The sequence below is a fragment of the Paenibacillus sp. FSL F4-0236 genome, assembly GCF_038000135.1.
Lineage (GTDB): Bacteria > Bacillota > Bacilli > Paenibacillales > Paenibacillaceae > Paenibacillus_AQ.
In genome coordinates, this window is sequence record NZ_JBBOBK010000001.1 from 3,556,208 (window position 1) to 3,581,710 (window position 25,503).

The window sequence follows — 25,503 nt, forward strand, 5'->3', positions numbered from 1 at the left end:
CTATTTTCGTATGACTAGGCACATTATATAAGTAAGCGATTTCAACTTCCATGTGTAAACTAGCAAGTTTTTGTAATTATTAAATGAAACTTTGTTTATTGGTTGAACAATCTAGATAATTGGTGTTACTGTTAACAGGTATTCCCTTGTAACAGAATCATTTCTTTGCAAGCGCATCCATAACAAGAGAACCTTATAAAGCGAGGATGATCCATATGGAAAAGAATAACGAACTCATTGCAGGCGAACAGATTGAAGGTCCGAAAGCTCCAAAGGACCCGGCTGATCGTAGAAACGGCTTTTTTGTGCTGTATGAAACAGCAATTGAAGCAACAGCAAGACCTGAAGGAAAACCTTCACAAGAAGTTTATCTGGAAGGCAGCTATCTGATCGATAAGACCAGATTTATAGGCGGCGTCACAGATAAAGCAATTCTGGAGCTTCTGGGGAGCAGTGCAGGATTTCGCAAATTAGTCCACAGTATTGGAGTATCCGTGAGAAGGACTAACGCGCAGGAAGATCCAGTCACTTTTTTATTGCAGCACTGGGGCAAAACTAGTAAATATGAAACCGGCAGTTATTTACGTGTACCCTGCCCCGCCGATGGTTCAGAGGTTATTTTGAAGTTAGCAGATAATCCGGGTTCTGAAGAAGATGATGTGCTCGGAAAATTTGCTTTTGAATTTAATCACGCAGGCGAACTTGCGATTGCGAGTGTTATTTTTTATTTGCATGACGGTTATTCTGTTCCAGAGCTAATCCTTGAACCACCAGTTGCTTTTGAATCGAATGAGTACCAAAAGATCATTACACAATCCTTGCTGCACGCTGGCAATAATAAAAGATTAAAAGCTGCCATGAATAAGGCTATAAAGGGCGAGGAAGTCACGATCGCTTATATTGGAGGTTCCATTACTCAAGGAGCCGGTGCTAAGCCGATACACACGGAATGTTATGCCTATCAGTCGTATTTAAGATTTAAAAACTTATTCGGCACAAATGGTGGCGAGAACATCCATTTTGTGAAGGCTGGGGTCGGCGGAACACCTTCCGAGCTTGGCGTCATCCGCTATGAAAGAGATATTCTTAGAGACGGTTCCGTAACACCAGATATCGTGGTAGTGGAATTTGCGGTAAACGACGAAGGGGATGAAACGAAAGGCAATTGTTTTGAAAGCTTATGCTTAAAAATACTTTCCGCCGATCATCAGCCAGCCGTAATCCTTCTGTTCAGTGTGTTTATGAATGACTGGAACCTGCAGGATCGGCTCTCCCCCATTGGCCGCCATTATAATCTTCCTATGGTTAGTGTAAAGGATGCCGTATCCGAGCAGTTCCGCCTGAGTAAAGCTGAAGGCAACATCATCTCTAAACGGCAATTTTTCTATGATATCTATCATCCGACAAATGAGGGTCACCGGGTAATGGCTGATTGTCTCGCTTATTTATTCACCGAAACCCATAAATCACTAATGAATGAAGATGAGATCTTATTGGATCAACGACCGGTTATCGGGAATGATTTTGCAGGAACCCTCCTGCTGGATCGAAAAAACTATATTGACGCAGGTAAGATCGAAGTAGGTGGATTTTCGGGGATCGATACCGATTTGCAGCGGGTAGAAATGGATGCTGACTCTCACGGTACTCCGGAATTCCCTCATAATTGGATGCATTCAAGAGCGTCTGGAGAAGAAAGCTTCAAGCTGACAATAACGAGTAAAAATCTCATCCTCATATACAAGGATTCCGGCAGCAGCGAATTCGGCAAAGCGGATATCTTCGTAGACGGCAACCTTGCAGTTACTGCTGATCCTCACGTGAACAACTGGACACATTGCAATCCGGTAATTCTATATCAAAACGAAGCTAGCAGTGAGCATCAGATAGAAATCAAAATGGTGCCCGAAGATCAGGATAAGTGTTTTACTATACTAGGCTTCGGTTATACCCTTTAATCAGTTGCAAGACAGCCCCGATGTATTCTTCATCGGGGTTGTCTTTATTGTATCGCTTGGAATTTTGTCCATTTCCCACTAATATACCGCCAAATAAACAATACCGCTTTAATCAACCAATCACAATAGACTGCAATCCACGTTGCAAACATATCCATATGAAACCAATATACTAGTGCATAACATAATGAAAAACCCGCTCAATAAGCGGGTTATCGCTGTTATATGGACAGAATTGCTCTCATTCTTGCTCTCCTTACTCCAGCTCGGTCCCTATCCCCTTTTCTCTCGCCTTGTTCACGTAATACACCGCTGTAGCGATATCAAAGACGGCCATCCCCATCGGGCAAAAGAAGATCGGTTCATCTTCGCCGAATTCATCTAGGCTGTGGCGCAAGACAACATCGGTAATCATCTGGGTGTCAGCACGAGTGAGCCCCTGCTCCAAATGAAGCTGCTCAATATCCGTATTCTCACGGCACACTTCATCCCAATCGTCGACGATAATGGCTTTTAACGAAGCTAACGCCTCCGGCTTATAATCGCGCAGTGAAACATTCAACAGAAGACTACCTTTTTCAGGATACAGATCGATATACCGATGTTCGGATACAGTACAAGTAATAAAGATATTCGAATGCTGATAAACGTCCGCCCACGTCTTAGCCACTTCCATCCTATCTCTAAAGAGAGATGAGATTCCTGATAAGTCTACTCCCTTGATATCGAAAATCCGGATACGTTCGACTCGATCCCCGTACAAAGCCGTAACCATTTGACAATGATACTGCCCAATTGGTCCCCAGCCGATAATGCCTAGATGAATCCGCTCCACTGAACGCGCCAGCAAAAAGTAACGAATCATCAGTCCGCTGATGGAAGCCGTCCTAATAATACTGGGAAGCGGAGAGTTCAAGACGGCTGAAGGCTGGCCTGTACTTGGTTCATTCAATACAATGATGCTATGCGCGCGAGGTAGATCAGCCTCAATATTATCTGGGAAGCTAGAAATCCACTTTATCCCTGCCGCGTTCACCTCTCCCCCTACGTAAGCGGGCATTGCAATAATCCGGTTTTGTGGACTCTTATACCTTAGGTAAGGCTTTATCGGCTGCACATAATCACCTGAATCGATGATACCTACAGCAGTCTCTACCGATTCCACAAGAATAGGCCAATCAACACCTACTGCCCGTATATCTCGATCATTTAAGTACAGCATACCGTCACCTCCTTATGAAACATATCGTTTCTTACATCTCAGTGAGATCATCACATTCAGCCAACAGCTCCTGATCGAATTGGTTATGAATCCATGAGTCAGAATATACGGTATCGAGGTAACGCTCTCCCTTATCATGCAGAATGACTGCGCAGACAGCTCCCGGGGTCAATTCTGGCTCCATCTGCTTAACGGCGGCAATGATTCCCCCGGAGGATGCGCCAGCCAGGATGGATTCGTTCTGTGCCAACATCCGGCAACCTTTTACGATATCCGAATCCGAGACATGCACGATATGGTCGATTATATCTGTTCTGCAGAAAGGTGGCACGATGCCGGCACCCAGTCCCGGGAAGCGCCGCGTACTCTTATTTCCGCCAAAAATCGCGCTTCCCTCTGCATCGACAGCCACGATCTTGGTCCGAAGTCCGTGATCTCTTGCGTATTCCGCAAGACCCCGTATGGTTCCGCATGTACTAACGCTGCAAAATAAATAATCCACTCGTTCAAGAACAGTCACGATTTCTTTCATTGTCGTATGGTAGTGAGCTAAATAATTATTTGCGTTTGCATACTGATTCGTCCAGTAGCTGCCCGGTATTTCCGCCAATAACTGCTGCACACGTTTCAGTCTAGCAGGAAGAAACTCTCCTGTTACGGGATCTGGATTGGCGACATATTCGATTTTAGCATCCAACGCCTTCAGAATTTGCAGATTCGTTTCCGTAGTTCTTGGATCAATAACGCTGATAAAACGCATCCCCAAATACTTACAAATCATGGCCAAGCTGATCGCCATATTACCAGAGCTCGATTCAATGATGGTGGTTCCCGGGCCTATTGTTCCTTCCTTCCATGCCTCTTGGATCATCCGCAGGGCAGGACGATCTTTGGCGCTTCCCCCCGGGTTCATCAGCTCCATTTTTGCATAGACGTCAAATTCACTTTTATAGAACAAGCTCTTCAGCTTGATTAAGGGTGTATTTCCGATAGTCGACAAAATACCGTCAGTGAAGTCCATCTCTGCGCGATCTTTATCTTTCTGGTAATATAGCTTTTTGTTCTTAACCTTTCCGCTGTCCATTGACTCGTCTTTGCCTACTGTAATGACCTCAATATCATCCAGCAGATGGTTTCGAATCATCATGCCGATTTCCGGAATGCATTCCCTAATTTCCTCTTTGATCTTCGGGACAATGGTGTTATCCGCAGATTTACTTTTGATATAAACGGTCAGCGCGTTCTTTCTCACTTTGACCCGAATGATCGCATCTTCAAGATGTCGGTATACGACCTGTTCGATATCGTACAGGCTTATTTTCTCCCCGTGCTTCAGCTCCCGACCCACCCGTTTGACGATGGAACTAAAACTCTGCTTCTCCACACCATCTATCATCACAGACCTAAAGTCCCTTACAACGTCATAGGTAACGAAACGAATAGCTGGCAGCATCTTGCGAACCATGGAGGTAAGAACAAGAACACTTTCATCATTACTAAGCGGACTTAGTTCTTCGCCAATCTCCTGCGCCCCGACCCCTTCCGCAAAAATCCCATCAGCAAAAATATACCTGCCAAGATCATGTGAATAATAAGCAATCGTGCCTATTTCAATAGAGCCATACGTATCAATGATGTCGCGCGGTTCAAGACCGAACAGACGGGCCATATTCCGCTGCCACCCTAATGAAGCGATTTCCCCAACCAAAATAATCTTACGGATTCCAAAAACACGCAGATCACTAGTAGCATTTACGATATGATCAAGGATGGAAGGCATTGTGTAGAGTAAGTCAGGCTTGAAGGTTTGAAGCTGTTCAATATGCTGCTCAATCGGCAATTCGAAGGGAATTGAATGATGTTCCAATCCTAACCGTTCAAAAATGGACAGCGCAGTGTTCGCCGCATGCCCAGTACCCATATCCGCCAAAGCGCTAACACATCCGCTTCCCGCAATAAGATCACCGTACAGCTTCGTTTTAATATCTATATAGTGCTTATCGTCTTCCTTAGAGTAAAGTATGGCTTTTCGACGGCCAGTGCTTGTACCCGACGTCCTATATACGGTCAAAGAAGGATCAAAAGGTTGATTATAATAATAGGTATCTAGCGTTGTCGACGTCATAAGCGGAAGCGTCTCTAAGCTATAATTCGCTCTTTCGCCGCCGATCAGCCCCTTATACCAGGGAAATGCCTCAATTACTTCAAGTAACTTATCCTGCAATTTGTCTTTGTCGAGCAGTATGATGGCCGCCTCCTGTTGACCGCAAGCTGCAGCCCATAGATAAATACCTACCATAATCATATGTAGAATTCTTTCAGTGTGTTCTACAATTCGGTGGTTGCCCAATCAAAAGCTGAGGTATTTCCGTAATATAGCCTATGGATCTTTTGAGACGGAGGGACAAAATGATGAAGCAGATAAGCCGTATATCCAATAAGCTGACGAAGACAAGGGTGCTGGTTAGAAATCAAGAGTTAAATAAACATGTCCCGCTTACAAGAAAAATGGATAAGAACACTCTCTATGAAATGCTACAAAAATATAAGATGGTGTACATTAAGCCTTGCTGCGGATCTTTAGGACAGGGCGTGATACGGGTTGAACTTACTCGTGCACAATACAGCTATCAGTCCGGTACCCACGTACACAAATTCTCTAATTACGACACGGCATATCGGGCCCTCTTACGAGAAGCCCAAGGGAAGTCCTATTTAGTTCAAAAGGGGATCAGGCTGTTGGTGTACGATGGCCGCCCATTCGATATCCGGGTGATGGTGCAGCGGAATTCTAAGGGTGGGTGGGAAGCAACAGGGGTTGCAGGACGCGTGGCGCATCCTCGCAAAGTAGTTACAAACGGGAGTCAAGGAGGAACGATTTATCCGGTTGAGGAATTATTGAAAGCCTACACAAGCGCAGAGAATTGTACAATATTGATCCGATCCCTGAAGCAAATTGGAGTGAAATCCGCCAGACAACTTAGCACTGTCTATCCCGGCCTTCAGGAAATCGGTGTAGATATTGCCTTAGATCAACGTCTCAAGCCATGGATCTTGGAAGTGAATACCGCTCCTGATCCGTGCCCGTTTACTAAGCTGAAAGACACCCGTATGATTGACCGAATTGTCAGATATGCAAAAGTATACGGTCGCACATACAATCTTAAGTGCATGAAATCAAAACAGGGTGTCGTGTGAAGCATAGTAGAATCCATGTGCCGCGGCGAACTGTGAATTTACAAGTCCACAGCTCGCCTTTTGTACGGAGTATAGGGTCTGTGTATTCAGAGGATGGACGAAAAAAGACGAGAAATCCCCTCTTTAAATTTGATTATAAGGGACCTTTCTTTATAACGCTCAGGGGTAAGCTCTGTACTTAACTGGCTATCTTCATGAAACAATTCTTGAAGCTGTTTAGCAACTTGCTCATCATAAACAATTGCATTAACTTCGAAATTGAGTCTAAAGCTCCGGGAATCAATATTCATTGTCCCTACGGACGCTACTTCTTCATCTACCACAATCGTCTTGGCATGCAAGAAACCATTTTCATATAACAGAATTTTCGCTCCATAATTCAATAATTCACCTGCATACGCCCAAGTTGCCCAGTATACAAAAGGGTGATCAGGCTTATTTGGAATCATAATCCGTACATCCACACCGGATAGGAGTGCAATTTTACATGCATCCATAAAACTACTATCTGGAATGAAGTATGGCGTCTGAATATACACACTCCGTTTGGCGTTCAAGATCAGCTTAATATACATATTTTTCAGATGCTCAACTAGCGAGTTAGGACCACTAGACACAATTTGAGCGGGACTTGATCCGGCATGACCTCCAGTAGTAAAGGAAAATTGATCGAAGCTTACCTGCTCGTGTTTCCGGGCATGTTTCCAATCCAGAAGAAACCTGCCTTGAATTTGATTAACGGAACCACCCTTCATTCTAAAATGTGTATCCCGCCAATATCCAAACTTTTTATCTATCCCTAAGTATTCATTTCCCACATTAAATCCACCAATATAAGCAATTTCCCCATCGATGATACATAGTTTTCTATGATTTCGATTATTCATTCGAAAATTTATCGGTCTAAGCAGTGATGGAAAGAATACCTCTACTTCTCCACCAGCAGAAAGTAGTTCTTTAAAGAACTTAAGAGAAAGTCTCTTGGAGCCGATTTCGTCATAGAGAACCCTCACTTTTACGCCTTCTTTGGCTTTTTTAGTTAATTCATCTCTTAATTTTGTCCCTAAATCATCAGGCTGGATGATATAATATTGAATGTTGACCTCTTTTTTGGCATTTCTAATATCATTGAATAAAGAGTCAAACTTTTGTTTACCATCGTTAAAAATAGCTATCTCGTTATCTATTGTCATTAGCGCATTCGATGAAACAAGGTTCATATGAATTAAATCAGCATATTTCGTTAACAAAGCGTTCTGATTCTCGCGTTGATCCTTTAATGTAGCCAATTGATGATCTACAGTTGATTGTAGATATTTACTTTCTTCAGCTGAAAGGCCAAAGAAATTCTTTTTTGCTAAATTACGACCAAGAAAGAGATAAATAATAAAGCCCAAAATGGGAATGAAATAAAAAACCATAAGCCACGCCCACGTATAACCAATATCTCTCCTCTCAAAAAATAAAAAACCAGCAGAGAGCAATATGTTTATAATCATAACAAATGAAAGTATCCACGTGACCAGACTGCCGTTGTCCATAAGGAGTTCCTGCCTTTCTTATCTTTCTATAGATGTCGGTATTTCTAGTTTTGCCAAAAGTCAGTTTATTCATCGTCTGATAAATCAATACTTCTGTAAATGACTAGATAGAGTACTATAGCATAATTGTCCATCTAAGAAAACATTTGATAAAAAACTCAATAATTAAAAGATAAAATCATAAAAATCCACATAAAAACAATAGCCCTAGTGCAGTAGTTCTGCATCTGGGCTATTGTTGTGACTTTTCAATTAGTGTGAGAAGTATTCAGCCAACTCATTATATATTAAGAACGATTTCTCTCCCAAAATGAGTGACAATGGTTAACGTTCCCTCGCTGAACTTAACTTTCAAATCTTGCTCAGGTGAATGCTTGAGGACCTCATCAGCTTGATCAGCCTGAATATCCAAAGCCCCCTCTGAGGGACAACCATAGACGGCCGAAGCGAGCCAGTGAATTCCCGGCTCAAGGGTGCTCGTCAGCATCGGCAGCACCGTTCGAGGGTGAAGCAGGTTCGTATTGGCGTTCGGCCAGACCAACTCACCCTTCCGACAACCTAGCAAATCCTTGATTGCGCTGGTTCCCCAAGCAGTGGAGGCCATCGCACCAGCCACATCGATCTTCGATATCATTTCATTCTCTTGACCAAGTGCGAATCCACCCTCTGCGGTATCCAACGACCGTCCAGTTTCGACTCGATGAATCCGAATATGCCAAGGAAGTCCGGCGACAACCCAAGTCTGAACCTCGACATTGGCCCACGGTTTCCAGACGGAACGAAGGACGTTGTCTATCATCTCAGACTCTATATTCTGGCGTCGTACCCGGTATAAGTTGTCTCCGACCTCGCTCATCGCAAGCATAGCGTCGAACGCTCCTTGGGAGAGCCCCCATTCAGAGCGGGGCACGCTGAAGCCGAAGCCTGTTGAATACACGAATTTTTCGTATTTGGCCGAGGTGTGGGTATGTTCATTCGTGTATAAATGTCCGCTATTGAAGGCCGCTACATGACCGGAAGCGTGCTCGCGGACGATGACAAGATGTGCAGGCTTCTGAACCATGACAGCCGGAATGGACGGTAGCGGCAGTTCCTCTTCCTTCCAGAACGGATGATCCGCCCCTAGAGCCAGCGGCAAGAAAGTCTTTAACGCCCAATACGGAGATCCGGGGGCATTGTAATTCTCCGCCATGACCAGATTCGGGTAAGTATATCCGATGGTCAGTACGCCATCGGCGTCAACAATCGGCTGACTGAACCACCAACGCAGATTTCGCAGCACTAGACCTTTTACCACACCAGCAGAAAATCCTTCAACATCTGCATAGGCAACGGCGCTCCAAAATGCCGACTGGGCAAAGCGGTAAGTCAAGCTACGCCCATAAGGAAGTGCGGAGCCGTCGGGTGCGAACCAGCCGATGAATTCAGCAGCAAACAATCGAGCCCGTTCTTTGAACACACGGGAACGTTCGGGGTCTTCCTGTTCCATCAGCTTTGCGTACAGCAGTGCATAGTAATGAATAGCAAAAGGTACGTAATAATCGCTGTGACCATTAATCCCGTCGCTGTACCAGCCCTCTCCCAAATAGAAATCATCCATGCGCTTTAAATTGCTCTCCAGTTGTCCTGCGTCGTAGGGACGACCGATTTTGCGGAATCCGATATTGACTAGAACGTTAAAGAACAGCCAATTGCAATCATAGCAAGGATGGGCGTTTATTTGATTCAGCCAACGGTATAATTGATCCTGCTCATTCGGAGCAAGCGGCAACCAAATCTGTTCCGGAATGGCTGCCAATGCGAAGCCGAAGACCGCCATTTCGACCAAACGCTGATCGTAATCCTTCACCTCTCCCCAATATTCTTCATGAGAAGGATCGGTGCCATGCCGAATGCCATCCAGCACGATGTCCCAGAGTTCGCTGTCTCCACCACCAATGAGCAGGGGTACCAAACCCCACAACACCCGCGAGAAACCTTCCATTTCAGCAGTTGCTGCCGAATAGCTCGCCCCTGTTTTGCCAATTTTAAGTCGTGAGCCACCTTTGCTGTAGAACGGCCGAAGTGGATCCGTAAGCTGCTCAAGAGCGATCACCAGATCCTCACGGGTCTTCAGCGGATTACCGCCAATCCGAGAAAATGATTTCTCATTGTTCATCATAATCACCCCTACTCCCAAAAGAACGGTCCTACGGCTTTAATGCGGGCTAATGCTTCGACATAGAAAAAATCACCGTAGATAAGCGGAACATCTATATTCCGGTCCTCAGGGTAGTTACTTGTACCATGAAGCAGCAACCCTTCCTCGTCCGCATTGTCCCAACTGCCATAATTCTTGTAGAGAGATTCCACTATTCTTATAGCCCCGTTCCGGTACACATGGGACTCCGAATCATCCACCTGGTCGGCTAGCAGCAGCAATCCACTCGCTGCGCAGGAACCAGCGGAGCTATCACGTATCTCGCCGACTTCACCGGGAGCGCGGAAATCCCAATGTGGAACGTGATCATCCGGCAGTCGGGTCAAGAAGAAATGCGCTACCTGCTTGGCTGCATCCAAGTAGCTTTGCTTTCCCGTATGATGATAGGCAAGCGCTAGGCCGTAAATAGCCCAAGCCATGCCGCGTGACCAAGCCGATTCGGGCGCAAAGCCTTGCCCACCAAGCTTCTCCACAACTTCACCCGTATCCGGGTTGAATTTGACGATGTGGTACACGGAGCCGTCCGGTCGGATAAAATGCTCCAGCACAGTATCCATATGCGCCTCTGCGATATGACGATAGCGGGGATCACCCGTTGTCTCGGAAGCCCAAAACAACAGGCTGGTGTTCATGCAGCAGTCGATAATAGCAACTCCGCTGTTGTCCTCCCCTTCACTCCATGGATTCCAAGCCCGAATATAATGCCCTTTCAGATTGAAGCGGGCTGCCAGATAGTTGGCCGCCTTTAATGCCCGAATTCGCGACGCTTCGCTACCCGTTAACTTATAATTTGCCACACTGGTAAGAATCCACATGAAGCCTAAATCGTGATCCAGCTTAACGTAGCCGTCCAGTACCTCGTCGAGTCTCTCTTCGCAGCGCTCTGCGATCATTTTAAGGCTTTCGTCCCCACTTTCAGAATAAAACTGCCAGAGCATTCCCGGCCAGAACCCTGCTGTCCACCAGTTCGGTGCTTCAAGCAAGTATTTACCACCTTGACTCGCGTGTGGAAATTCTGCACCGATCTTTCCACTGTTACATCTTGTCTTTTCAAGTGCCTTGTTCCAAGCTTCATCCAGCCAAGTTGGGTTTTCCGTTATATTCATTTCAAACACCGCCTTCTTAGAATGGTCCACTATTTCTTTCATCATTTATTTAAATTGAAAGGTGAATACTAATTTTCCTTCAGAACCGGGCTGAAGAGCATGAAAGTCTAGCGTATGCCAGACCGTATCCCTGCCAAAATGATCCCGGTACTCACGTGCAGTAATCTCTGGCTCAACGATCTGAACATCATAAGTCAGTTCCACTCCGCCTACTCCAGTTCCGGGCAGCAGCACAACACCAGAACGCAGCATTTTCGGACGACGCCAGGTAACGAACCGCTCTGTCCAGCTCACTGACTTACCGTTATACTGGTACTCGTCCATTAACTCCAAGCGAGGATGCTGCCCCTTATACCAAACTATAGAGCGGATCAGGGATTGAAGCTCTTCCACTTCGTATGCCTGAGACAGCTCCAGCTTCAGTTCATCTTTTTCAACCGCAGCCGACGCGTACAGAACTGTAGCACTATGCTTCCTGCCAGCCAGTTGATACTGGCCGCCGATGATCGGAACCGAATGTCCCTGCGAGCCGTTACAATCATATTGATAACGGCCAGCCCCAAAATATTCAGCCGTATACTCTCCACAGCCGAGATCAGCTGCATAGATTTCGCCTCCACCTGACAGAATGAACTGTCCCAGATCATTATGATTATGAGGTTCAGCGTTATGCCCTCCCTTAGCCGCGAAGCCGAACGAACTTCCTCCGGACTGATAACGCGAGACAAGCCATCCCGCATCAGGAAGATAATAACTGGCGGCTCCCCAATCCTGATCCTGTTTCTCATCGCCGGTCCTTCTCCAGATGAGATTTCGAAAAGCCGGAGCCCAGCGGCTGCAGTGATCCTTAGCGTAAGGAGTGCGAAGCACAGGCGGAAGACATTCTACTTCTGGATAGGTATCAGCTAAATAATGGGACAAGCCCATTTGTATGTGAATTCGAGGCTCTGAGTCAGAGAAATTGGCGACAAAATTGCCACCGATGAAAATTTTCTGTTGGAACTGAGCGATACTTCGCACTTTGTCCGTTGCAAACCAGTCTACTCTTCCCTCACTTCTAACCCGGAGAAGATCGCTGTAATACGTGAAATAGCCAAATCCGTAGTTCCAGTAACTCAGACCTTCCAGGCAGGCCCCATCATCCCCGAAGCCTTCCAGATAGTAGCTCATGCTGCGCTCTGTCTTCAGCAGGATATTCGTCAGCGCAGCAGGATCATCCAACATCAATAAGGCGGCTGCCCCAATGGACCCTGCGCACACTGCTGCCCAGTTATGACGTGCAGTCTCCCATTCATAAGGACCACATTCAATAAAAGGTCGAAATATTCTCTTTTCTACTTCATGTCTGATTCGGGATCGAAGGAGCAGCGGAAGTCGTTCTCCCAGTAATAGAGAAATTTCGGCAAGGGTAAAAGCGGTCTCCGAGGAGAACAGATCAATAAACTGATCAATATTCTCTGTATTATGATCTGCAGGAAGATGGGCTGGCAGGCACCATGTGTACTCTTCGCATATAGACCATAGGATATTTTCCAGGTTCTCCAGAAGTCTGACATTATCCGGCTCAAGCAAGGTCATAAATACATATGTATTCAGCCTTCTTCTCCGTTCGAAATAGACCCGTTCATATTCCAACCTCGAACCTGTGCGCGCAAAAATTGAAAATAGCTTATCCGTCAGCTCTGATATAGGCTGGCTGTCTAATCTTTGAGCTTCCGCGCGGATTTCGCTGATATCTTCCTTTAATGTCTCGGATAATAAGGCTTGTTTCCAAAAAGCATCCGACTCTCCATCAGGATAATACAAGCTCAGATTTGCTGGCTTCATTTCTTGGACAATTCCGAAAAGCTCCTGTCTGTTCATGCTTTTCCCCTCCCTTTGACCGATTAGATCAGATCCCCCTATCTACTCAAGGCATGATCTCTCATAACATCCTCTCCGGCTGCGATTCTTTGTGCTGTCCATTTCAGTTCTGTCCCTGCCCAGAAAGGATCTGAAGGAAGTAACCCCAGAGGAAGAAATACTGAAGCGCATAAATAGAGACTTCCCGTATTGATATAGCTCTCCGCAAGCTCGGGCTGGTAACCATACACCCCCGGACGTAGCCACCCGTCCTCATCCAGCGTCCCTGGAAATCCCATAGTCCGGGTGATTACAGCGGTCAAGGCGCAGCGTACCTGTGCGGGTGATAGCGCATCCTCCAGAAAATGCTGTAGCACCGCTTGTGATAGCAGCTGAAACGCACCAAAACGGTAAACGATAGAGCGCCCGATAAACGGATACGTTCCGTCCGGCGCAATCATCCGTTCCAGAACAGTGGCGTATCTTTGTGCCCGCTCCAGAATCAATGGCCTCAATGCGGAGTATTGCTCCGAGTCCTGTTCAAAGAGTGTAACCACATCCACAAGCATCGGCTGAATGACAAAGCTATTGTAATGATCCCAGTGAAAGTCCTTGCCATCCCCGTAGATACCATCGCCTTTATACCAATCCATGAACATGTGGATCGCATAACCAACACGCATCCGGTCATATTCTGAATCGCCGAGTATATACAAAGCTGCTTCAACCATTGCGCTAAACAGCAGCCAATTGCTCCCGCTGGGTGCAGTCCGGCGCGTACGCTTCAAGGCTGTTATTAAATTACCTTTGACCCGCTCATTCAGCCGCCCGGCAAGCTGCTTCGGTGCACGCACCAACGCATGAGCGAGAAATGCCGCATCGACCAACGGTTGGCCTTCGGACTTAAAATCCATATAGTCAGGTGATGATGGATCAACAGCAGCATCGATGCATTCCAGCATCAATATGACATAACGAGTCCTGAGCTCATCTTCTTCACCCTCCAGCCCTTCAAGCTCTAGCCATGGGGCCATTCCACAGGCCAACCGGGCGAATGCCTCCAAATGCGCAAACTTGCTCCTGTCACTATGAAACTCGGTGGGCAGCCGTTCCTTTAATTTTCTTTGCGACAAAGCGTCAAGTACTGGGTTCCCGATCTGTAGCATCGTATCCAGCCAATATTTGCGGTGTTTCGTACTATTCATACACCATCCACCCTTTCAATTGCGTCTATTCAGCAGATGCAGATCCCTACTACTCATGTTCAGACCAGCTATATACTTGGTTTATTGCGTAATCTTCTTCTATAGTTTAGTGTTGTATTATTGCAATGTCTTTGCGATTAATGATTATTTATCGCGTTTATTGCTATTAATCTGAAAGGGGATATCCGGATGAAACATGCCCAGTATTATCAGCCGTTCGAAGGCGACATACTGGCGGGCATCGGCAATTCACCGATCTCACCCACCAAAGATTTTCATATTCATGATCACTTTGAAATCTTCCTATTTTTAGGGGGCACGGTGAACGGATTTGTGGATCAGTACAGCTATCCGCTTCAACGTGGCAATGTGCTCTTATTCAACAATCACGAGATTCATAAAATCATTAATCTATCTCCGGAGCCTTACGAACGATTAACAATTCATTTCAAAGCTCCACTTGTATATCCCTTCTGCACCGCAACCACAAATCTGCTCGCCTGTTTCCAGAACCGTCAGCCCGGAGAGCAGAATCTCGCTCAAATGGATGAAACACTGCTTGCAGAGTACATGACCCTTGCCTATCGCCTGATTGCAATTTTGGAGAATCCTCAATACGGCAGTGAGGTTCTGGCTTTAACTTATCTGATCCAGATTCTGGTCCTCATTAATGAGCTATATAGCCGTACTAGTTCCACCATACCCAGTATTATTTCATCGCATATTCAATCGGCCATGCGCTATATCGATAACCATCTGCATCTGAATCTGTCGCTAGAGCAGATCGCTGGTGAATTAAACATCGATAAATATTATCTTAGTCACCTGTTCAAGCAGCAGACAGGAGGAACGATCTACCGGTACGTCCTGCTTAAAAAAATCGCTTTATCCAAACAGCTCCTATCCTCCGGAAACTCCGTATCCGAAACCTGTTATCTATCCGGCTTCAATGACTATGCCAATTTCATACGTACTTTCAAGAACATCACGGGCATTCCACCTGGAAAATACGGCAAAAAAAGCTGACATTGCCACTTATCGACGCCTCGCAATTGTATAAACCCTTCTTTGAACTTATAAAAAAACCTGGCACCCGCTAAATGCAGCTGCCAGGTTCATGGAAGTGCGGCTTACAAATATCCCAGCAGATTGGCGATGACTTGCGCACTTTCGGCACGGGTCATCATCTCTTGCGGTGCGAATTGCATATTGCCGCGTCCTTTTATCAGCCCTGCCTGCTCAGCGAACCTTGCTGATTTCTGTGCCCAGTCATGAATTAGGGAATAATCACTGAACGAGCTTGCGGAAACTTCATTTACCTTGCTGCCTTGTAAATATTCATAAGCCCTAACGATCATTACGGCCATTTCCTCGCGGGTAATGCTGCGGTCCGGTGCGAATGAATCCGAACTACGTCCGAGCACTATGCCCGCTTCGCTTACGGCTGCAACGTACTCTGCATACCAAGCTTTGGAGTCCACATCAATAAACGTTGAATGACTTCCTGCCTCTAAGCCTAGCGCTCTTGCAATCATGGTCGCGAATTGTGCTCTTGTCACTTTCCCTTGCGGATTAAACTCAGTATCGGAAATACCTTGGATAATATGTTTAGCCGCCATTGTCTTAATAACATCCCTCGCCCAGCTATCCGTACTGACATCCAAGAATGTCTTGTCATATTCTAGGACTGCAAACTGGCTGAAATGCTGTATTTCCGTACTCCATTTTCCATCAGCTAGCGTTCCGCCCATAAATTCAAGAGCTCCGTTCCCGGCTATATTGTAGATGCCCAGCAAATTAGGATTGGAATCTGAATCTAATATGAAGGTAAGCGTCAGTGGCTTATCAAAACGGGTTACCGGTACGGCAGTGCCATTCGTACTAATAACTTCCAAACTGAAGTTAATTACATCACTTGCAGCAGATAACTGAACCGAGCCGTTGACAGCTGGGTTATTCATAAGCTGTTCCACGGCAACTCTGGATGCCTTCACGGCCGAGAGTTTGATTCGTGCTCCATCCACTTGACCTCCTGCAGCTTTCTCCTGGATACTCTTTAGCGCTTCTGGGGTCAGTTGGATAGCAAATGTATTCCATACGAGACGCAGCGTGTTCACTCCGATAATATTTGACACTCCCACAGGAAGCAGTACGGAATCAGTAGCATCTGTGAGCTGAACTGTTATTCCCCCTCCAACCGGAGCCGTGAAATCGTCACTGTTAAGAATCCGCGTGGTCTGCGGCAGCGGTGTTGGTGTTGGCGATACCGTCGGTGCTGTGGTCGACACCGGCCCTGAGGTTACTTCAGGTACAGGTGTTGGTGTAGGATTTGCTGTGGGTTCAACTGTCGGTGTTGGTTCTACCGTTGGTGTTGAAGTCGGCGGTTGCTGTGCTTCTCCCACTGTAACTATTCTTATAACTTCAACAGCCGTATTGCCCACGGAATCGCTCACATTATAATGATAAATATAAGTGCCTGCTGATGAGGTATCTAACGTCTCCGTATGATTCCCATCCTTCGTAATCGTCGCCACAATACGTTCTGTAATATCGCCATCGCGGTTATCCATTGCGGTGGCTCCGGCATCTGTATAGCTTGCGCCATTGTCCAGTTGAATAGATGGTTCACCAAGCAGTGTAATGACCGGCTTCAGTACATCTGGATCTTCCGATACGATTACTTTTCGGGTGACTTCCGCAGCCGTGTTGCCTGCGGCATCGCTGACATTGTAATGGAAGGTGTAGATATCCGCTTGCGCTGTATCTAACTCCGTCAGACCATACACTTCACTGCTGACCGTTGTATTGATGCGGTCTGTGATATCACCGTCTTGGTCGTCATACGCAGTGGCTCCTGCATCCGTATATTCAGAACCCATCTGCAGATTGACTATGGCTTCACCTATCAAGGTAATCTCCGGCTGCTTCATATCTGGCTCCGGTAGCTTAATCGTTCCGCTGGCCGCAGCTTCTGCCTTCGCCTCGCCCTTGTTCAGTAATACTGTGAAGCTGAAGCTGCCGGCTGTGTCATCAGTAGCTTCCTGGAACGAAGATAGGGTGATATCACCCATCGTAACCCCCGTATCACTGAACCCGATTAAACCGTTCATCGTTTGGAGCAGCCAGGTCCGGACTCCATCTTCGCTGTTAGCTGTTTCCTTCTGCACGCTATATGCAGCACCTTCTATAATACTTTTAGCCTCGTTTACAGCCTGCTCATTGACAATGCTGACCCTGTCCTTCGCCACTGCTAAGTAACTGATCACAGATGCCTGACTATTCGTATTGTTTATCGAATATTTCACGACGCCGCTCACCGGCAGCGTAAAGTCATTAGTGATCGTGACGCCATTAGGACCTGCGAGTACACCGGTCTTGACCGTTTCGTTCACTGTCTTCCCTTCAGAATCAGTGTAGCTAAGCGTGATATCCATCGTGCGGTTGCTCATATTCCACCAGTCCCGATGGAACGATGTAATCGTGTACTTTCCTGCGCTCAGAGGGAGGGTGTAGATCAGAGGTGTATTCTTTGTATTCGAGCTGTAGACACCTGTCTGAGTTTTATCCGTGATAACCACGGCACCGCCAAGCCCTTTGAGATTATAATTTGCCCCTGTATTGATATGACCCCACACAGCGCCTGTTGATAGTTGATCCGCGGTGCTATTCAGAAGGCTGTCGCCCACGAAATTCTTGATCACCGTATAGGGTGGTGTGACGACATCCGCCGAAACACCGACATCCAAAAAGTACACGAGACCTTCTGGCACTACTTCCACATTAGCAGTGGTTTTTAGATTGCCATAAGTGCCGGTTACAGCTACTCTTTCATAGGGTGTATTGAAGCTGACCGCGTCTAAATTCCACTTCACAGACACCTGCAATTTGGATCCATCTTCTCGGATAGCCTCCAACTTATCATGAAGATTCGGCAGTTTCCCGACATAAGTGGCAATATCCTGAGGAGCAGCAAGCTCCCGTATATCCCCTGTTGTCAATTGGTTCTGGGCAGAAATCAGACGTCCCGCGAGTTGCACAGCTCCTTCCTGATCCAGTCTGAAATCAGCAGCATTGTCTAGTGCTTCTTGGGCGGTGTTCTGTGCGGCTGCAAAAAGCTGCCAGTCTCTATCCGAATATTCATCCAGTTTGATAACTTCTTTCGCCGCTATTACCGCTGATTGAAGAGCAGCTGTGTCCGCTGTACCTTTTACTTCACCGGAAACAACGGCCACCGCGTCCACAACCAAAGTACCGCTTAATACCTTTATCTGAACGTTATGCTGTCCATATTTAAGTCCGCGAAGCGTGTACGTTTGGTAGAGTTCTTTAGAGGCCATCGTATCGGCTGACAGTGTGACAATTTCATCATCAACAGTCACTTCTAACTTAGCCGATCCATTATTCGGTCCCAGAATATCTAACCCGGTGCCTTCAAAAGAATATTCCATCGTAGCAGCTGCACCTTGACTGGTAGATAGGGAACGTTGATAAATATACATACCAGCCCCGTTTTGATGACTCCACAAACCGCCGTATTTTAATTTAGGGTTTGGTGTAGCAGCCAAATCATACATTTCAAGATTATCCAGTAATTCGGAATAGTATGGCGTATAGCCGTCAATCGTCTCGACCTTCAGATTATCGAAACGAACATGATAATATCCACTGGCTAAATCTACCCGACCAGACAATTCAGGGTTCGGATCAGTATAAGAAGCCAGTTTCACATCGTCCAAATAGGCAGTCACTTTATCGCCTGCAACCTGAATGGCAATGTTATGCCAGGCATCATGTGCGGTGTTAAATCCATCCAGCTTTACTCCACCGGAACCGCTCACTACATTGCCACTCGCTACTGCGCTATTATTGACCAGCAGCTGCCAACCTCCGTCAAACCAGAACTTCAGTACATAAGGTGTGCCGTTTATAGTGTGAGAGCTGCCGCCTCCTTGATACCGTGCGCCAATCGCAGCATAATTAGCTCCGCCCTGCGTACTGTTCGTCTCGAACGAAACATCTACACTGGCCTTGTAATTCGTCCACCGGTTATCACCGATAGCCGTTACGGGATCTCCACCGTTCCAAGTACCACCCAGCCCCATAATTTCCGTATCCAGCTGTTGGCGCAGAACATAGTTGTCAGACCCGTCCGGAAGATACGCCTCAAATGCACCGTTGCGGTCGTGCGTATACCGTGGTATCACACTTTTGGAACCGCCGCGGGATTCAATATAGCTTTGGGTGCCAGCATTCTGCCCACCTGCCCCGATCTTCACAACGGATTGATTGGAGTAGTCAAAATCATCGGCGTACAGGATATTGTCCGCTGTATTTTGAATCCTCCCTGTGGCGTCGGTATCAAGCACGATGCGGTCGCCTTCTACAGGTAACGGTGTTTGATACGCCTCATTGTCCTTGTTCTTCAGAGTGGTCACAGTCAATGTCGAATATGGTTTGACATGAATGGTATAAACCCCACTGCCATCAACAGCGACATCCCCGAGATATTTCATATAATTGCTGTTGAAAGCTTCGCCCGCGTCTGCCGCACGAGTCTCCCATACTTCCAATGAGGGATTACCCACAAAGTTCATATTTACCGTCTGAAGCTTATAGGTTTTGGCATATTCACTATCGTTCACAATAACGGTTGAAAAATCGCTTCTGTCAGGTGAAGCAAGCGTCATATAGCTAGGAGAACCGTTGCGACCGCTAACAGGGTTAGTGCCTGTCGCACCCGTGGAGCTAGCCTTAGGAACTGCTCTCCAAATCCCTGCCGTATTATCCTCGTTCTCCCAGCCCACATTGGCGAACCAGCTGTAATGCTGCAGAGCAACAAGACCTGCATCATAATGAATCCATCCCGACCACGGATCACGTGCGCTAAGTAGTTCCTTAAACGAATATTGTCCACCTTCGTAGAAGGAGCCGATGGCCGGCTGATAAATAAAGTGCGTCCGGCGGGAATTGACGAATCCTTTAATAATCGTATTGCTCATCTCCAGTGGACTGCCAACACCGCCGATGCCGGTTCCTTCCACTGTAGGGTCCTTCACATTATTGTTGGGACGGAAGGCAGAGTTACTGAAGGTGGACTGCGCCTCACTGTTCCATACTTCAATATCATATTGTTCTGCGAGCTTTTTGAAATTGCCTGCGCTGTCGTCGTCAGTGTTATAGTGATATCCGGCGATCGGAGCCGCATCCCTTAGAGAAGCGTCGCTTACCATACTGCCGCCAAATGAACCAATCCCTACTTCATCAGAGATCACAACTTTGATCTGGTTATAGAGCGCTTGCTCTACTGGGCTTGCAAAACCTTCGTTATCTGTTTTAACACGCTCAGCGTACTGTTTGGTCCAGGTCAAATCCGGCGTATGCTCGTTGATATGGGGATTGACGTAGTCGACCATATAGCCATACTCACGGTAAGCAGCAAGAATTGTATCTTTATACCAGGTATAGATTTTATCGTTGTTGCTTGCCCAGGCCGGAGCACTCCATCGCAGGATGCTGACCTTGAGATCCGGATTCGTAGCCTTGGCGTCAGCCGCAAGCTGGAATCCGGGATGCCTAGTGACATTGGCTTGTTCATCGGCCGTACGCATAGTAGCCGGGTCCGGGCCGGTAGAGTTGTTACGGTCATTGCCCATCTCTATTTTTACATGCGTCATGATGGGATGCTCTCCACCGAACAGAATCCGCAACATTTCTGCGTAAGCTTCCGGATGCTCAGCCTTATAATCCATCAACAGGGCACTGGTGCTGTTGGCACTTAGTACGCCAAATCCCTTGAATGTTAGGCCGTTGACATTGTCCGCTTTAATATCGTTGCCGTCGAGTAGAACCTTGACCATGGAAGCTGCGTTCTGCCGAGCATCTTCGATCTCTTTTTGAATCCCGCCCTTGGCAACGGCGAACCAGCTTAAGATTGGTTTCTCACCGGAAACATAGGCATAGGTCAATGTCATAGAGCTACTAGCGTCGATATCACCGGGAATAGTGAATTCGCCGGAAATAAGCGGAGTCACATTAGTATTGAATTGTGCAAACGAGATCGTCTTTGTTGCACCATTTGTATCCTTATATTCGATCTGAGGCTGTATTACTCGAGTGCGGCTGCCATACCAATCATGGAAACCACTACTGAGTGTATAGGTTCCAGCTTCTGGAGCCATTAATTTATATACAATATGATTGCTAGTAGGGTCGGCACGAAGTCCTACTGTCCATATGGATGGATCAGTTGCAGGATCGGTAAGTCCTCCGTCTTTGGAGTTCTTCACCTTGTTGATGGAATCATCAAATCCCCAGGCAGTCGTTCCGCTGACATATTTCTGATCTGGTGACGGGTTGAGCAATGTGCTACCGGACAGCGTTTTTACTGCTTCGTACAGTGGCGAAGAAGTAGGACCATTACCTACGGAATCGCCCCCTCTGCCGCTATCCACAAAGTAAACCAACGGATTCCTTGAAGGTGGAATAACTTCTACATTGGCAACAACCGGCCCACCATTCGCTGTACCCGTGACTGTCACTGTGTCATAAGGAACGGCAAAGGTATCTTCACCTATATTCCATTTCACAGTCGCAGACTGGCCCCCAATGTCAATGCTAGCAGGCAAAGTAGTGTCAGCAGATGTCTTCGCCCCCATATAGGCGGCTGCGAAAATAGTATCCACCGTAGCCGCAGATACAGATGGCATATGGAGTGCCGGAAACATTCCAACTACAAGCGCAGTGGTCATCATCATTGAGAATAGCTTTTTTCTAACGGAGTGTTTTCTGCTCATTCTTTAATCCTCCTTTTGCTATAAATGGTCTCTCGGCATGTTTCATGCTTGATTTGACTTTATCGCCCAGCAAACAAAGAAAGCGCATTCATTTCATTGATAAGCTAAAAAAAACTGGCAGCATGCGAAAACTGCAACTGCCAGGTTCAAACCTGTCTAGCCTTTAATACCAGATGCTGCGACGCCTTGAACGAAGTACTTCTGAAGTGCCAAGAAAACAATCACAACCGGAATAATGGAAACCACACTTGCAGCCATTATCAGACCGTACTCGGCAGAATATTGCGAAATGAACATTCGTAGTCCAATTTGAATGGTCTTGAGTTTCGTATCCGTCAAATAAATCATCGGCCCCAAGAAGTCATTCCAAGTAGCAACAAAGGTAAAAATCGTCAAGGTGGACAAAGCCGGCTTGGATAATGGCAGCATGATTCTCGCCCAAATCCCATATTCGCTCAAGCCATCGATTCGGGCCGCCTCGCATAATTCATCTGGGACACCCTGATAGAACTGGCGCATCAGAAATACTCCGAAAGCCGAGAATGCCTGCAATAGAATGATTGCCAGATGAGTATTGTTAAGTCCCATGTAACGCATCAAGATAAATTGCGGCACCATATATGCCTGCCAAGGTATCGCGATCGTAGCGATATATCCAAGGAATAAAACATTTTTCCCTCTGAATTGCAGTTTGGAGAATGCATACGCAGCAAAACTTGAAGTCAATAGCTGCAAAATCGTTACGATAATTGATAATTTCGCCGTGTTATAAATGAAGCGGTCCAGTGGAATACGGGTCCAGATATCCACGAAATTTCCCCAGCGCGGATTCGCCGGAATCCATTGCATCGGGAATGAGAACACATCCTTGTTCAGCTTGAGCGAAGAAGACAACATCCATATATATGGAACAAGCATACAGAGCACCGTAGCAAACAACAAAATATACACTAGCACCATCGTGCCGATTCTAATTCCTTTATTTGTACCCACCATATCTTTTGAATCCTCCTATTGTCCGTATTTCTTCTCGCCGCGGAACTGGACGATGGTGATGCCAAGTACCAGCAGAAACAATACAATGGCCATGGCGCTGGCATATCCGTAATCAAGCGAACGGAACGCCGTATTGTAGATTTGATAAACCATAACCCTTGTAGAATCGTTCAACTGGTTATCAGCGCCGGCAAATAGGTTGATAAAAATATCGTAGACTTTGAACGAATTGATGACTAGAATCATCAGCACAAAGAAGGATGTAGGCGCCAGTTGAGGGACCGTCACATTGCGGAATCTTCTCCAGGCGTTAGCACCATCAAGTTCAGCAGCCTCATACAATTCAGGGTTGATCCCCTGTAGACCTGCCAAGTAAATGACCATGTAATAGCCCATGTTTTTCCATACAGTGAACAGTATTACTGTGAACATCGCCCAGTGTTTATCCGCCGCCCAGCGGGGAAGATCCTCCAGTGGGATACCGGTAAGGGTATGCAAAATATTGTTGATCGGCCCCATCGTAGGGCTAAAGATAAAGTTCCATACCGCAGCAACGGCTACCAAGGATGCCACATATGGGAAAAAGAATACGGTTCTCATGAAATTGCGGGCCATGATCTTCTGATTAAGCAAAATCGCCAGCGCCAGCGCAACAATCATGGTGAACGGTACTACGCCAATAGTGTAAACAATGGTATTCCATAATGCTTTATGAAATGTTGTATCTTTAATAAGCCGGGTGAAATTGTCCAATCCGATATATTTCATTGGATTGGCCCCATCCCATTTCACAAAAGCTAGGATAAAGGCGAAAAACATGGGTACTAGTGTAAACACGGCAAATCCGATAAAGTTCGGCGCAATGAAGCTGTACGCTACCAGGTTTTCCCGGACACCTTTTGACAAATGACGTTTAGGAATTTTTTTTGTATCCAATATGGTTTCGTTCTGCATTCTTTCTCCTCCAAACCTTTCTATAAAAGGCGGGCTTTCACCCGCCCTTAGAATTCACCAACTCTCTTCAGGTTAATTGTTCAAGAGCTGCTGTACGCGCGTATTCATATCCTTCAAGCCTTCGTCGATCGAAGCGTTTTTGGTCATAATGTTATCGTGGGCTTCGTTTAGAATTACTTCAATGTCCGCACTCTTTTCATGCATTGGCATTTCCAAATAAGTCTGAACCGTAGTCAGTGCCGCTTTGCTGTTATCATCCGTAGGGAAACCGTCAATCGAAGTAATGGAACTGATAACTTCATCGTTCTTAATCGCTGGAATGGTTCCGGTGGAAGCAATGACTTTTGCACCTTCTTCACCAGTCACAAAGTTCATGAAATCAAGTGCCGCTTCTTTATTTTTGGATTTCTGATTTACAGCCAGGGAAGTAATTGTACCCAGTGTTGTACCGGCTTCCACACCATCCGGGTGAGGATATTTCACAATTCCCCAGTTGGTTGATTGAGACTCGCCGCTCTTCACCTTTTCTATTTGAGTTGCTATAAACCAGCTGCCCATGTTCATCATCGCAACGGAATTGTTGTAGAATACACCGGAATAATGCGTGCTTGAAGTCTTTAGTGTGGCGTAATCCATAACGATACCATCTTCCTGTTCTTTCAAGATCCGTTCATAGGTTGGCTTCAGGAAATCGTAGTTTCCACCGACAACGTTGTTCTTACCGTCAAGAATACCGAACAATTGAACCGCGCTCCGCCAAGTATGATAATGGGCTCCGTATACTTTTTCAGAACCGCTGCCGGAGGTCATTTTTCTAGCAAGTTCATCATATTGGTTGAATGTCATATCATTACTTGGATACTCCACTCCCGCTTTATCAAACAAGTCCTTATTATAGTAGACAACCCAGAAATCACTCCGGAAAGGAAGCGCATACACTTCATCGTTCACTTCAATCTGTTCTACAGTACCGCCATAGACGGATGGATCAATGTTTTTGTCTCCCATGAATCCCTTGAGCGGCTCCAAGTGATTTTGTTTCACGAGGTTTGAGTATCCAGGAATATCCTTAATCGTAAGTACATCCAGATCTGCACCACCGGACAACTGTGTACTCAGCATTGTCATATAGTCAGTGGAACCAAGATCGACATATTCGATCGTTACATTCGGATGCTCAGCTTTATAGGCATCAATCAACGGCTGATAGTATGCTGTGGCTTCCCAATCCCACAATGCCCATTTCAAGGTCACAGGGTCCTGTTTCGGTTCAGCGGAAGCGTTTGCAGTATTGCCCGTTTCTGGAGCAGCTGTTGCAGCACTGCCTTTGTTGTTGTTATTACCGGAACATCCAGCTAGCGCACTTAGGGAGAGTATTGTGGCAAAAGTCATGCCATAGAATCTTTTCAATTTCATATAAAAATCCCCTTTTCCTTCTGATTGTTTACACTGATCGGCTCATCCGATCTATTTCAAAGTTTAAGACTT

The 25,503-nt window shown here is 46.3% G+C and carries 14 protein-coding genes; 3 read left to right on the top strand and 11 right to left on the bottom strand.

The genetic code is table 11. From position 1 onward, the window contains the following. Nucleotides 1-215: 215 nt before the first annotated feature. Nucleotides 216-1,958 (top strand): SGNH/GDSL hydrolase family protein, encoded by a 1,743-nt coding sequence (locus tag NSQ29_RS16225; protein ID WP_341125584.1) that lies wholly within the window; start codon nucleotides 216-218, stop codon nucleotides 1,956-1,958. A gap of 256 nt (nucleotides 1,959-2,214) precedes the next feature. Here NSQ29_RS16225 and NSQ29_RS16230 read toward each other — a convergent pair whose 3' ends face one another. Next, nucleotides 2,215-3,180 (bottom strand): 2,3-diaminopropionate biosynthesis protein SbnB, encoded by a 966-nt coding sequence (locus tag NSQ29_RS16230; protein ID WP_341125585.1) that lies wholly within the window; start codon nucleotides 3,178-3,180, stop codon nucleotides 2,215-2,217. A gap of 31 nt (nucleotides 3,181-3,211) precedes the next feature. After that, complete coding sequence (gene sbnA, locus NSQ29_RS16235; protein WP_341125586.1) at nucleotides 3,212-5,485, bottom strand: 2,3-diaminopropionate biosynthesis protein SbnA; 2,274 nt, start codon at nucleotides 5,483-5,485, stop codon at nucleotides 3,212-3,214. Between the two features lie 104 nt (nucleotides 5,486-5,589). Between sbnA and NSQ29_RS16240 the strand changes: the two genes are divergently transcribed. Beyond that, nucleotides 5,590-6,378 carry a YheC/YheD family protein gene (locus tag NSQ29_RS16240; protein ID WP_081382736.1) on the top strand — a complete coding sequence of 263 codons (789 nt, stop codon included), beginning with the start codon at nucleotides 5,590-5,592 and terminating at the stop codon, nucleotides 6,376-6,378. A gap of 86 nt (nucleotides 6,379-6,464) precedes the next feature. On the opposite strand, the gene cls is transcribed toward NSQ29_RS16240, so the two are convergent. The 5 genes from cls to NSQ29_RS16265 all read right to left on the bottom strand — a co-directional run bounded on the left by cls (nucleotide 6,465) and on the right by NSQ29_RS16265 (nucleotide 14,272). Then, nucleotides 6,465-7,919: a cardiolipin synthase gene (cls, locus tag NSQ29_RS16245; protein ID WP_341125587.1), complete on the bottom strand. Its 1,455-nt coding sequence runs from the start codon at nucleotides 7,917-7,919 to the stop codon at nucleotides 6,465-6,467. 280 nt (nucleotides 7,920-8,199) lie between these two features. Then, nucleotides 8,200-10,080 (bottom strand): DUF2264 domain-containing protein, encoded by a 1,881-nt coding sequence (locus NSQ29_RS16250; protein WP_341125588.1) that lies wholly within the window; start codon nucleotides 10,078-10,080, stop codon nucleotides 8,200-8,202. Nucleotides 10,081-10,088: 8 nt separating this feature from the next. After that, nucleotides 10,089-11,225 carry a glycoside hydrolase family 88 protein gene (locus NSQ29_RS16255; protein WP_341125589.1) on the bottom strand — a complete coding sequence of 379 codons (1,137 nt, stop codon included), beginning with the start codon at nucleotides 11,223-11,225 and terminating at the stop codon, nucleotides 10,089-10,091. Between the two features lie 45 nt (nucleotides 11,226-11,270). Continuing rightward, nucleotides 11,271-13,088 (bottom strand): heparinase II/III family protein, encoded by a 1,818-nt coding sequence (locus tag NSQ29_RS16260; protein WP_341125590.1) that lies wholly within the window; start codon nucleotides 13,086-13,088, stop codon nucleotides 11,271-11,273. A 38-nt stretch (nucleotides 13,089-13,126) separates the two neighbouring features. After that, nucleotides 13,127-14,272 carry a DUF2264 domain-containing protein gene (locus tag NSQ29_RS16265; protein ID WP_341125591.1) on the bottom strand — a complete coding sequence of 382 codons (1,146 nt, stop codon included), beginning with the start codon at nucleotides 14,270-14,272 and terminating at the stop codon, nucleotides 13,127-13,129. A gap of 189 nt (nucleotides 14,273-14,461) precedes the next feature. Here NSQ29_RS16265 and NSQ29_RS16270 point away from each other — a divergent pair, with 189 nt between their 5' ends. Then, nucleotides 14,462-15,298 (top strand): helix-turn-helix domain-containing protein, encoded by an 837-nt coding sequence (locus NSQ29_RS16270; RefSeq protein WP_052404241.1) that lies wholly within the window; start codon nucleotides 14,462-14,464, stop codon nucleotides 15,296-15,298. Between the two features lie 104 nt (nucleotides 15,299-15,402). On the opposite strand, the gene NSQ29_RS16275 is transcribed toward NSQ29_RS16270, so the two are convergent. From NSQ29_RS16275 to NSQ29_RS16290, 4 genes are all read right to left on the bottom strand, one after another. Further along, nucleotides 15,403-22,065: an S-layer homology domain-containing protein gene (locus tag NSQ29_RS16275; RefSeq protein ID WP_341125592.1), complete on the bottom strand. Its 6,663-nt coding sequence runs from the start codon at nucleotides 22,063-22,065 to the stop codon at nucleotides 15,403-15,405. Between the two features lie 156 nt (nucleotides 22,066-22,221). Further along, a complete protein-coding gene (locus NSQ29_RS16280) occupies nucleotides 22,222-23,061 on the bottom strand; it encodes a carbohydrate ABC transporter permease (RefSeq protein WP_081392974.1) in 840 nt (279 codons plus the stop codon). Nucleotides 23,062-23,076: 15 nt separating this feature from the next. Beyond that, nucleotides 23,077-24,015, bottom strand: a complete 939-nt coding sequence (locus NSQ29_RS16285) for a carbohydrate ABC transporter permease (protein ID WP_076283100.1) — start codon at nucleotides 24,013-24,015, stop codon at nucleotides 23,077-23,079. A gap of 72 nt (nucleotides 24,016-24,087) precedes the next feature. Next, nucleotides 24,088-25,431 carry an ABC transporter substrate-binding protein gene (locus NSQ29_RS16290; RefSeq protein ID WP_341125593.1) on the bottom strand — a complete coding sequence of 448 codons (1,344 nt, stop codon included), beginning with the start codon at nucleotides 25,429-25,431 and terminating at the stop codon, nucleotides 24,088-24,090. Nucleotides 25,432-25,503 lie beyond the last annotated feature (72 nt).

Bases quoted from the DNA above. Each gene is read 5' to 3' on its own strand.
- NSQ29_RS16225 (WP_341125584.1), top strand. From the start codon at position 216: ATGGAAAAGAATAACGAACTCATTGCAGGCGAACAGATTGAAGGTCCG.
- NSQ29_RS16230 (WP_341125585.1), bottom strand. From the start codon at position 3,180: ATGCTGTACTTAAATGATCGAGATATACGGGCAGTAGGTGTTGATTGG.
- sbnA (WP_341125586.1), bottom strand. From the start codon at position 5,485: ATGATTATGGTAGGTATTTATCTATGGGCTGCAGCTTGCGGTCAACAG.
- NSQ29_RS16240 (WP_081382736.1), top strand. From the start codon at position 5,590: ATGATGAAGCAGATAAGCCGTATATCCAATAAGCTGACGAAGACAAGG.
- cls (WP_341125587.1), bottom strand. From the start codon at position 7,919: ATGGACAACGGCAGTCTGGTCACGTGGATACTTTCATTTGTTATGATT.
- NSQ29_RS16250 (WP_341125588.1), bottom strand. From the start codon at position 10,080: ATGATGAACAATGAGAAATCATTTTCTCGGATTGGCGGTAATCCGCTG.
- NSQ29_RS16255 (WP_341125589.1), bottom strand. From the start codon at position 11,225: ATGAATATAACGGAAAACCCAACTTGGCTGGATGAAGCTTGGAACAAG.
- NSQ29_RS16260 (WP_341125590.1), bottom strand. From the start codon at position 13,088: ATGAACAGACAGGAGCTTTTCGGAATTGTCCAAGAAATGAAGCCAGCA.
- NSQ29_RS16265 (WP_341125591.1), bottom strand. From the start codon at position 14,272: ATGAATAGTACGAAACACCGCAAATATTGGCTGGATACGATGCTACAG.
- NSQ29_RS16270 (WP_052404241.1), top strand. From the start codon at position 14,462: ATGAAACATGCCCAGTATTATCAGCCGTTCGAAGGCGACATACTGGCG.
- NSQ29_RS16275 (WP_341125592.1), bottom strand. From the start codon at position 22,065: ATGAGCAGAAAACACTCCGTTAGAAAAAAGCTATTCTCAATGATGATG.
- NSQ29_RS16280 (WP_081392974.1), bottom strand. From the start codon at position 23,061: ATGGTGGGTACAAATAAAGGAATTAGAATCGGCACGATGGTGCTAGTG.
- NSQ29_RS16285 (WP_076283100.1), bottom strand. From the start codon at position 24,015: ATGCAGAACGAAACCATATTGGATACAAAAAAAATTCCTAAACGTCAT.
- NSQ29_RS16290 (WP_341125593.1), bottom strand. From the start codon at position 25,431: ATGAAATTGAAAAGATTCTATGGCATGACTTTTGCCACAATACTCTCC.